The organism is Halorubrum sp. SD683, assembly GCF_002135045.1.
Lineage (GTDB): Archaea > Halobacteriota > Halobacteria > Halobacteriales > Haloferacaceae > Halorubrum > Halorubrum ezzemoulense.
Map to the genome: position 1 here is coordinate 1 of NZ_NEWJ01000098.1, position 8761 is coordinate 8761.

An 8761-nucleotide genomic window follows, 5' to 3' on the forward strand; every position below is an offset into this window, starting at 1 on the left:
GCAGCGCGAGCGCTAACGCGATCGGGTGGAGGACGATCCCCGCGATCACGAGCAGCGCCGTCATGCCGACGAACGCCCCGGCGAGCACCACGACGATCGTTCGGTTCGTCACGGCCGTACTGGGGGACGGAGGACCGTAAGAGTCCCGACAGCGGCCGTCCGGCGAGGCGGGGGTCACGTCGGGGGGGGGCGTTCGCGTCGCCCGCCGCCTCCGCTCGCTCCCTCGCGGCCCCACTCGCTTGCCGCTCCTCGCCTCCGCACCGTTTATCACCGCGGCCGCCCGGGTACGGCGTATGGAACCGGCGGACAGGGAGACGGTGACGGGGCTACCGCCCGGGATCGCCGCCGCCCGCGAGGATCTCACGCCGATGCTCTCGCAGTACGCCGACCTCTGTGCGGCCCACGGGGACGCCCTCGTCCTGTTTCAGGTCGGCGACTTCTACGAGGCGTTCTGCGAGGCGGCCGAGACCGTGGCCCGCGTCTGCGAGGTGACGCTGACCGAGCGGTCCGACTCGACCGGCGACTACCCGATGGCCGGGATCCCGATCGACAACGCGGCCCCCTACCTCGAGTCGCTACTCGACGCGGGCTACCGCGTCGCGCTCGGCGACCAGGTCGAGGACGCTGCGCAGGCGTCGGGGCTCGTCGACCGCGCCGTCACCGAGGTGATCACGCCCGGGACCGTCGTCGAGGACGACCTCCTCGAGTCGGGGACGACGAACTACGTCGCGGCGGTGGCGGCCGAAGACGACGACTCCGCCGAGACGACCGTCGGGCTCGCCGCGGTCGACGTCTCGACCGGCGAGTGCCTCGTCACGTCCGGCGGTCCGGACGCGGTCGCGGGCGAACTCGACCGGATCGCCCCGGCCGAACTCATCGCGGGGCCGGACGCGCCGGCCTTCGAGCCGAGCGACGCGGAGCGCGGGTGGACGACGCACGACTACGACGCCGGCGCCTTCGACCGCCGGACTGCGACCGAGCGGCTGGAGCCGTACCTCCCCGCGCCCGAGCGGCGCTTCGACGCGGACGCGGAGCTACGGGCGGCCGGCGCGGTGCTCGCGTACGCCGAGTACACGCAGGGCGACGACGGCCCGCTCTCGTACGTGACCCGGGTCCGGCGGTACGACCCCCGCGACCGGCTCCGGCTCGACGCGGCGGCCCAGCGCAGCCTGGAGCTGTTCGAGAACCGCGGGCTGGGCGCGAGCGACACGCTGTTCGACGCCCTCGACGAGACGAGCTGCGCGCTCGGGCGCCGGTGTCTCGAGCGCTGGCTCCGCCGCCCGCTCGTCGACGCCGACGCGATCCGGAGCCGCCACGACGCGGTCGGCGAACTCGCCGACCGGAGCCTCGCTCGCGAGGGGGTCGCCGACGCGCTCGCGACCGCCTACGACCTCGAACGGCTGGTGAGCCGCGTCTCGCGGGGGCGGGCCGACGCCCGCGACCTGCGGTCGCTCCACCGGACGCTCGCGGTCGTCCCCGGGCTGAAGGCGACGCTCGCGGGCGCCGAGGGCGAACAGGCCGCCGCGGAGGACGGCGCCGACCTCCCCCGCACCGACCACCTCCGCGACCTCCGCGACCGACTCGACGAGCTGACCGAGGTCCGCGAGCTGATCGACGACGCGATCGCGACCGACCCGCCGCAGGAGATCACCGAGGGCGGGGTGATCCGCGAGGGGTTCGACGGCGACCTCGACGACCTGCGCGCCACCGAGCGCGAGGGCCGCGAGTGGGTCGCGGATCTGGAGGCGAGCGAGCGCGAACGCACCGGGATCGACTCGCTGTCCGTCGGCCACAACCAGGTCCACGGCTACTACATCGAGGTGACGGACGCGAACCTCGACCGCGTCCCCGACGACTACCGGCGTCGGCAGACGCTGAAGAACAGCGAGCGCTACGTCACGCCGGAGCTGAAGGAGCGCGAAGAGGAGATCGTCGGGGCCGCCGAGCGCGCGGACGCGCTGGAGTACGAGCTGTTCGTCGACGTCCGCGAGCGCGTCGCGGCCGAGACCGAGCGGATCCAGGCCCTCGCCGACGCGCTCGCCGAACTCGACGCGCTGGCGTCGCTCGCCGCGGTCGCGGTCGAACACGACTACGTCCGGCCCGAACTGCGGGAGGGCGTCGACGAGTCCCCCGACGCGGACGGGGCGGCCACCGCGGGCGTCGAGATCGAGGGCGGCAGACACCCGGTCGTCGAGCGGGCCGAGGACGCGTTCGTCCCGAACGACGCGGACCTCCCGCGCGGCTCCGTCGCCGTGATCACCGGGCCGAACATGAGCGGGAAATCGACGTACATGCGGTCGGTCGCGCTCGCCGTCGTGCTCGCGCAGACGGGGTCGTTCGTTCCAGCGCAGGCCGCCACGCTCCCCGTCTTCGACCGGGTGTTCACCCGCGTCGGGGCCTCCGACGACATCGCGGGCGGCCAGTCGACGTTCATGCGAGAGATGAGCGAGCTGACGGAGATCCTCCACGACGCCGGCCCCGACTCGCTCGTCCTCCTCGACGAGGTCGGCCGGGGCACGGCCACGACCGACGGGCGCGCCATCGCCCGCGCGGCCGCCGAGTTCCTCCACGACGAGCTGGGCGCGACCGCGCTCTTCGCGACGCACTACCACGGGCTCACCGACCTCGCCGACGAGCGAGAGCGCGTCTTCAACCTCCACTTCACCGCCACCCGGGAAGACGGCGACGTTACCTTCCTCCACCGGGTCGTGCCGGGCGCCTCGTCGTCGTCGTACGGCGTCGAGGTGGCGGAGCTCGCCGGGGTCCCGGGGGCGGTCGTCGACCGCGCCCGCGACCTCGTCGCCGCGGAGGAGGCGGACCGGTGGCGGGCGCCGAGCGGAGCCGGACGCGAGGACGCGGTCGACCCGGCGGACCGGTCGGGCGAGGGCGAGGCAGAGGGCGACCGGGACGGCGACGCGTCGCTGCGCGAGTTCCTCGCGGAGGAGGCGTCGGAGGACGGCAGCCGATCCGGGTCCGAGGCGGACACCCCGCCCGAAAGCGAGCGGGCGGAGCCGACGGGCGGCGACGACGACAGGCCTGCCGCCGGCGCGCCCCCCGGCCTCGCCGCGGAGCTTCGCGACCTCGATCTGGCGCGGATGACGCCGATCGAGGCGCTGAACGCTCTCCACGACCTCCAGTCGCGAGTCGACGATGACGGGTGAGCGAGACGGCGAGCGCGGCCGGTCGGGTACCGGTGATCGGTCCAAGAGCGAGAGTCGCGTCCGTCGGCTTGACCCGGCGACCGTCGACCGGATCGCGGCCGGCGAGGTCGTCACTCGACCCGCCCGCGTCGTCGGCGAACTCGTCGACAACGCGCTCGACGCGGGCGCCTCGCGGATCGACGTCGCGGTCGACGGCGACGGCACCGACCGGATCCGCGTCGCGGACGACGGTCGGGGCATGGCCCGCGCGGACGCGGCCCGGGCCGTCGAGCGCCACGCGACGAGCAAGCTGGCGCCCGACGGCGACCCGGTGGGCGTCCCGTCACTGGGGTTCCGCGGCGAGGCGCTCGCGGCGATCGCCGAGGCCGCCCGGCTGGAGGTCGTCACGAGTTCCGGCGACGAGGTCGGCACCCGCGTCGTCGTCGACGGGACCGCCGACCGGGGGAACCGGTCGAGCGCGTCCGACTCGACCGACGGTGTCAGCGTCGAACCCGCGGGCCGCGCCCGCGGGACGACGGTCCTCGTCGAGGACCTGTTCGCGACCCGGCCGGCGCGTCGGGAGTCACTCGCGGGGGCGAACGCGGAGTTCGCGCGGATCTCCTCGCTCGTCGCCGACTACGCGCTGGCGAACCCGTCGGTGGCGTTCACGCTCGACCACGACGGGTCGACGACGCTGTCGACGCCGGGGACCGACCGCACGGACGCGCTGCTCGGCGTGTACGACCGCGACACCGCGAGCCGGTCGACGACGGTGGCCGCGAGCGTCGACGCGCCGCCCGGCGGTGAGGGTGACGCAGACGCCGTCGGCGTCGAGGTCTCGGCCACGCTGGCGTACCCGTCGATCACCCGGTCCTCCCGCGATCACGTCCGCGTCTCGGTGAACGGCCGCCCGGTCCGGAACGACCGGCTCGCGGCCGCGGTCCGCGACGGCTACGGGCGGCTCCTCCCCGACGGCCGCGAGCCGGTGGCCGCGGTCGACGTGTCGCTGCCGCCCGCTCGGGTCGACCCGAACGTCCACCCGGCGAAGCGGGAGGTGGGGCTCCGCGACGCCGACGCGGTCGCCGACGCGGTCGCGTCGGTCGTCGAGGACGCGCTCACCGGCGCGGACCTCCGGCGGGCCGCGGACGTCGCCACCGACCTCGACGGCGCCCTCGATCCGGTCGGCGCGGACGACGGCTCGCGGCCCGGCGCGTTCGCCGACGCCGTGCCGATAGGCACCTTCCGCGACCTGTACGTCCTCGTCGAGGCCGGCGACGAGCTCCTCGTGATCGACGGCCACGCGGCCCACGAGCGGGTGAACTACGAGCGGCTGGCCCGCGCGTTCGACGGCGAGCCGGTGCCGACGGCCCCGCTCGACCCGCCCGCGACCGTCTCGCTGTCGACCGACGAGGCGGCGGCCGCGAGGGCGCACGCGGACGACCTCGCCGCGCTCGGCTTCGAGACCGAGGCGTTCGGCGGCGGCACGCGTCGCCTCCGGACTGTCCCGGCGCCGTTCGGCCGGACCGCCGACGCCGACGCCTTCCGCGACGCGCTCGCCGCGCTCGTCGGGGCGGACCCGAGGACGGCGCGAGACGCGCGCGACGACCTGCTCGCGGACCTGGCGTGTCACCCGTCGCTGAAGCGCGGCGAGTTCTCGGACCTCGCTCGCGACGACCTCCGGGGGCTGCTCGACCGTCTCGGCGAGTGCGACCGCCCGTACGCCTGTCCGCACGGCCGGCCGACCGTCCTCTCGGTCGACGAGGAGACGGTCGCGGCCGGGTTCGGTCGGGACCGCTGAGCCGCGAGGCCGGTCGCCCCGCGGCGAGGCGGTCGACAGTACCGACCGATATCTATTAACGCGATGGGACCGGGGATACTCGCATGGGAGAGCGGACCGAAGTGACGCGGGGGTCGCTGCCCGCGGAGCGGTCGGCCGGCCGGTTCTCGGGGCCGGACGGCTTCCGCGACCTCGTCGAGCGACTGCTCGCGTGGCTTCGGAAGCGACGCGCCTCGAGCTTGGAGAGCGTCTCGGCGGCGACGACGATGCGGAACGTCGTCGACGCGGACGCGCTCGCCGAGGAGACGCCGCCGAAGTGGAGCGTCCTCCACGACGTGGTCACCTACGGCGCGGACTCACTCACGGACGTGCTCGTCTTCCGTCACGGCCCCACGAGACAGGACCTCGTGGTGATGCCGGAGCGGAACACCGACCCCGAGGGCGAGGTCAGCTTCTACCACGCCGACCGCACGAAGGGGGCGCGCCACCTGCTCTCGATCGGCGCGGACTCGCTCACCACGGCGCTCAGTTACGTGTTGGACAAGATCGAGCGGTTCGAGCGGCTGTTCACCGGCCGCGGGTCGGAGCTGCCGAGCGGCTACACCGGTCCGTCCGACCGGTAGGGGGGTCCGGCGGGTAGCAGAAGGGGCCAGACGGGTAGCGGGAGCGCCGCCGCGGCGGCGCGTCAGGCCGGTCGGTCTCGCGACCGCCCGTCGCCGTTTTCGTCGGTCTGTTCGACGCGTTCGACCGTGTCGTCAGCCGCCGCCTTCTCCGGCGGGTACGAGACGGTCCGCTGCGGGTAGGGGATCGAGATGCCGGCGTCCGCGAACCGCTCTTGGATCCGCTCGACGGCGAGCGCCTTCGAGCGCCACCGCGCCTGCGGGGTCGGCGGGTCGATCCAGAACCGGAGGTCAAGCAGGATCGCCGAGTCGCCGAATCCGGACGGGATCGCGTACGGCTGGGGGTTGTTCGCGATGACGCCGATGTTCTCTAAGACATCCTCGGCGATCTCGCTGGCCTCGTCCGGGTCGTCGTCGTAGCCGATCCCGACCTCCATGTGGATCCGGAGGCGCCCCTCCCGGCTCCGGTTGGTGATCGCCTGGTTGGCGACGAGGTCGTTTGGTACCACGACGTACTCCCCGTCGAAGTTGCGCATGTGGGTGTTCATGATCGTGATGTCGGTGACGAACCCCTCCTCGTCGCCGATCGCCACCCAGTCGCCGATCTCGAAGGGGCGGGCGAACATCAACACGAAGCCTGCGATGAGCGAGCCCAGCGTCTGCCGGGCCGCCATCCCGAGGACGATCCCGAGGAACCCAGCCCCGACGAGGAGGCCGCCGAGGTTCACGCCCCAGATGCCGAGGACGGTTATCAGCGCGAGCACGAGCAGGCCGACCTGTGCGAGCCGGGTGAGCAGCTGTTCCTGGTGGGCGGTGATCCGGTCGCTGTCCGCCGACAGCTCGCCGACGTACGTCTCCACCACGTCGCTGACGACGTACGCACCGCCGAGCAGCAGCGCCGAGGCGATCACCTGCCCGCCGACCCGGGCGGCGTTCTCCACGAGCGGCAGCACCGCGACCACGAGTGCGAACCGGCCCCACAGCGTCAGCACGGCGACGCCCGCGAGCGCGAACAGCGCGAGCTGTAGGAGTCCGACCGCGAGCCGCAGGAGGAACGACGCGGGGATCCCCTCCCGCAGCGTCTCCACCGCGCCCTCCGTCGACTCCGACAGCCGCTCGTCGAGGAGCCGCCCGACCCAGTCGGTGACGGTCTGCTCGCCGGCGCGGACCGCCCGCGGCAGCAGCAGCCAGCCGACGCCGAGCGTCGCGAGGGCGATGGCCGCGGTGACCGCCAGCCGCCCCTCCGTGCTCGATACGTCGCTCAACACCGCGCCGATCCGCGTTCCCAGTCCGCCTATCACGGTCTGACGTTCGCCGCCGCTCGGTTAACGGATCCGACGCGAGTCTCAGCGGAGAGAATCGGCACGACCGCTGCGGGGAAGGAGGCCGCGACTGCCGTGCTCCCGGTCACCGGCCGCGTCGGAGCTCTTCGATCAGCTGTTCGATGAGCGTCGACTGCCGGTCCAGGCGCTCGGACTGCGCCTCGACCGTGCGCCGCAGCGCGGCGACCTCGCTCGCGAGGTCCGCGTCCTCGACGCCGGCGCTCTCGAACGGCGAGCCGTCGAACGCGTCGTCGTCCGGGACGACGCCGTCGGTCTCGCCGTCCGCCGCGACCGCTTCCTCGCCGACCGCCGCGGGCTCGCCTCCGGCCCCTCGCTCGGCGCCTTCCGCCGGGGCTTCGGGCGCGTCGCCGGCGGGGGAGTCCGTCGACTCCGCCCCGGTCTCGTCTCCCGCTAGGGGGCCCGTCGACTCCGCCCCGGCCTCGTCTCCCGCGAGAGGGTCCTCGGCCGCGTCGTCGACGGCGGCGTCCGCGGCGAGCGGGTCGTCGAGCGGGTCGCTGCCGCCGCTCGGTTCCGGCGATCCGACCGACGCCGACTCCGCGCTCTCGGTCGTCGCTCCGGGCCCGTCGCCCCCGGCGAGCGACTCCGACCCCCCGGCGGAGTCGCGTCCGTCCGCGCCCTTCGGTTCCGTTCCGAGCCCGCCGGAGTCTGGCTCCGCCTCGGCGCCGGGCGCCGCGTCGGCGTCCGCCTCGGCGTCGGCGGCCGGGGAAGCCGACAGCGGGTCCGGCCCCTCGCCGAAGTCGGTCGTGCCGGTCTGTTCGGCGTCGGACGTCGCCTCCTCGGCCTCGGCGGCGGCGACGCGGAACTCCTCTAAGCTGTCGACGCCGTGGAACGAGCACACCGCGTCGGCGAGCGTCTCCCGGACCGCCCGGGCGGACTCGTTCGGGGCCTTGAACCGCTCCGAGCGACCGTCGTGGACGAGGACGACCGCGGTGGCGACGGTCCCCTCCTCGAAGTCGAGCCCGGTGAGGTCGTCGTAGCCGAACTCCTCGAACTCGGGGTCCCAGACCGCCGAGCCGACGTGTTTGACCAGTCGCTCGCTGGTGACGATCAGGGTGAGCTCCGAGAAGCGGAAGGTGCGCACGACCGTCTCGCCGGGCCCGGTGACGCCGCTCGCGGAGAGGACGCCCGCGAGGATCGGGTGGAGGACATCGTCGACGCGCTTGGTCGGTACCGAGAGCGTCTCGTCGCCGTCGAGGCCGTACCCGAGGGTGATCTTCGCCTTGCGGCGTCCCGTCGAGACCTCGATTCGCTCGACGTCGTGGCCGTACTCGTCGACGGACTCGTCGGACAGGAGTCCGTCGCCGCGGTAGACGAGGGTCCGGGTGGGCGTGACCGCGAGTCGATCGTCGCCGCCCAGCGGCACCTCGGCGACGACGTCCTCGTCGCCGACGGTCCCCGCGAGCAGGTCGGGAAGGCTCATACGCCGGAGATACGCCGCGCCCGGCATAAATCCGCTGGCTCGGGGTCGATCGAGCCCAGTCACCGCGTTCACCGCGCTCCCGACGCGCCGCCCGCGCCGCCGGCCCGAGGCGGGAGCGATCGCCCCCGAAAGCGACAGCCCCCGAAGCGATCCTCCCGAAAGCGACAGCCCCCGAAGCGATCCTCCCGAAAGCGACAGCCCCCGAAGCGATCCTCCCGAAAGCGACAGCCCCCGAAGCGATCCTCCCGAAAGCGACAGCCCCCGAAGCGATCCTCCCGAAAGCGACAGCCCCCGAAGCGATCCTCCCGAAAGCGACAGCCCCCGAAGCGATCCTCCCGAAAGCGACAGCCCCCGAAGCGATCCTCCCGAAAGCGACAGCCCCCGAAGCGATCCTCCCGAAAGCGACAGCCCCCGAAGCGATCCTCCCGAAAGCGACAGCCCCCGAAGCGATCCTCCCGAAA

Annotated in this window: 6 protein-coding genes and 1 pseudogene; 3 read left to right on the forward strand and 4 right to left on the reverse strand. The window is 73.8% G+C overall.

Going from position 1 to position 8761, the window contains the following annotated elements; genetic code table 11:
* Positions 1-112, reverse strand: a pseudogene (locus B9G49_RS17250) (molecular chaperone DnaJ); the annotation flags it as partial.
* A gap of 181 nt (positions 113-293) precedes the next feature.
* Between B9G49_RS17250 and mutS the strand changes: the two are divergent.
* From mutS to B9G49_RS14985, 3 genes are all read left to right on the forward strand, one after another.
* Positions 294-3161: a DNA mismatch repair protein MutS gene (gene mutS / locus B9G49_RS14975; RefSeq protein WP_086216907.1), complete on the forward strand. Its 2868-nt coding sequence runs from the start codon at positions 294-296 to the stop codon at positions 3159-3161.
* A complete protein-coding gene (gene mutL / locus B9G49_RS14980) occupies positions 3151-4938 on the forward strand; it encodes a DNA mismatch repair endonuclease MutL (RefSeq protein WP_086216908.1) in 1788 nt (595 codons plus the stop codon). The genes mutS and mutL overlap by 11 nt, the downstream gene beginning before the upstream one ends.
* An 83-nt stretch (positions 4939-5021) precedes the next feature.
* On the forward strand, positions 5022-5540 hold the full coding sequence (locus B9G49_RS14985) for a hypothetical protein (RefSeq protein ID WP_086216909.1): 519 nt from the start codon (positions 5022-5024) through the stop codon (positions 5538-5540).
* A 62-nt stretch (positions 5541-5602) separates the two neighbouring features.
* On the opposite strand, the gene B9G49_RS14990 is transcribed toward B9G49_RS14985, so the two are convergent.
* The 3 genes from B9G49_RS14990 to B9G49_RS17340 form a co-directional block, all read right to left on the reverse strand.
* Positions 5603-6838, reverse strand: a complete 1236-nt coding sequence (locus B9G49_RS14990) for a mechanosensitive ion channel family protein (protein WP_198943844.1) — start codon at positions 6836-6838, stop codon at positions 5603-5605.
* Between the two features lie 106 nt (positions 6839-6944).
* On the reverse strand, positions 6945-8300 hold the full coding sequence (locus B9G49_RS14995) for a hypothetical protein (protein WP_086216910.1): 1356 nt from the start codon (positions 8298-8300) through the stop codon (positions 6945-6947).
* Positions 8301-8368: 68 nt separating this feature from the next.
* On the reverse strand, positions 8369-8761 hold a 393-nt coding region (locus tag B9G49_RS17340; RefSeq protein ID WP_143414722.1), incomplete at its 5' end, for a pentapeptide repeat-containing protein.